Source organism: Aetokthonos hydrillicola CCALA 1050 (genome assembly GCF_017591665.1).
GTDB classification, from domain to species: domain Bacteria; phylum Cyanobacteriota; class Cyanobacteriia; order Cyanobacteriales; family Nostocaceae; genus Aetokthonos; species Aetokthonos hydrillicola.
In genome coordinates, this window is record NZ_JAAKGC010000242.1 from 1 (window position 1) to 1,704 (window position 1,704).

Genomic DNA, 1,704 nt, shown 5'->3' on the forward strand with positions numbered 1-1,704 from the left:
GCACAAATGCGATGAAGGTTTATGAAGCGATCGCCTCCGTCTATACTGATGAAGGTGTTATCGTGTTAATGGATCTTGGTAGCGCCTTAATGAGTGCTGAAATAGCGCTAGAGTTTCTTACCGAGGAACAGCAAGATAAAGTGCATTTATGTGAAGCACCTCTGGTAGAGGGCGTACTTGCCGCAGCAGTTGCAGCCGCAGCAGGGAACAATATTGAACAGGTTATGGCTGAAGCTCGAGGAGCATTGCTAGCAAAAGCTTCTCAATTAGGGATAGATAGTCACACTATACAACAAGCTACGCCCACGGTTAGCGAGGGTCAAACAACACAAGAAATCCGTCTTATTGTTCGTAACGCTTTAGGATTACACGCTCGTCCAGCATCTCAGTTTGTCTCAACAGCAGCCCGGTTTCAGTCTCTTATTAAAGTGCAGAATGTGACAAGAGGTACTGAATTTGTTCGCGCTGATAGTATTAATCAGGTAGCAACTTTGGCTATACGTCAAGGACACGAAATTGCGATCACTGCGACTGGATCTGATGCTGATAGAGCGCTGAGTACTTTACAAGCTTTAGTTGAAAGCCACTTTGGTGAAGATAGCTCTTCTGTGCAGTGGAGCGAAACAGTTGAAACAGCGGCATCCGCTCCCTCATCTGGGCACGTTTTGCGAGGGATTCCAGCTTCTCCAGGAGTGGCGATCGCACCAATTGTTCACTATCATGCTCCAACTGTCGCTGTTCAGGAATATCACGTAGAAAATCCAGAGGAAGAGTTACAAAGGTTGCAAAATGCTTTAGAGGCTGCTCAACAAGAAATTCAGACTTTGCTCTCACAAGCATCTACTCAAATTGGTGATGCAGAAGCAGCCATCTTTGATGCTCACATGCTCTTTTTAGAAGATCCGGTGCTGATTGAGGCAGTATACAACCGTATACTTGAACAGCACCTGAATGCTGAAGCTGCATGGCAAGGCGCTATGGATGAACTTGCTCATAGGTACTCTACAGTAGATGATTCGTACTTACAACAAAGGGTTGTTGATGTTGTTGATGTAGGGCAAAGAGTGTTACGGCTACTATCTCAACCCCAAATAACTATAAACGAGAATATACACCAATCTCATCATCTTAACTTTGCCCAACCAAGCATTTTGGTTGCCTCGGACTTAACGCCGTCCGACACAGCTAAGCTAAATCCAGCAGAAGTGTTGGGTATTTGCATGACATCTGGTAGTCCTAACTCTCACAGCGCAATTCTTGCCCGCTCTTTAGGTATACCACAAGTTGTTGGGTTACCACCTGAATTGCTGCAACTTACTGACCATACTTTGGTCGCGTTTGATGGTGAAACGGGTGAGGTTTGGATAGAACCAGAATCACATACACTAGCTGCTATAGAAGCCAAGCGAAGTGCATGGGAAAGTGCTAAACAGCAGGCATTATTATTTGCACACCAGCCTGCTATCACCCGCGATCGCCGACAAATAAAAGTATATGCAAACTTAGGTGGTATAGGTGAGACAAGAATCGCTCTGAGCCAGGGTGCAGAAGGTGTGGGATTACTCCGTACAGAGTTTCTTTATTTAGAACGATCCACGGCTCCTTCTGAAGAAGAACAATTGGCAGTTTATCAAGCAATTGCCCAAGTTCTAGAGAACCGCCCATTGATTATTCGGACTCTAGATATTGGAGGCGATAAACCCC

Annotated in this window: 1 protein-coding gene; it reads left to right on the top strand. The window is 45.4% G+C overall.

Going from position 1 to position 1,704, the window contains the following annotated elements:
- Positions 1 to 1,704: HPr family phosphocarrier protein (locus G4P69_RS36315; RefSeq protein ID WP_390693942.1), on the top strand; the 1,704-nt coding region annotated here is incomplete at both ends.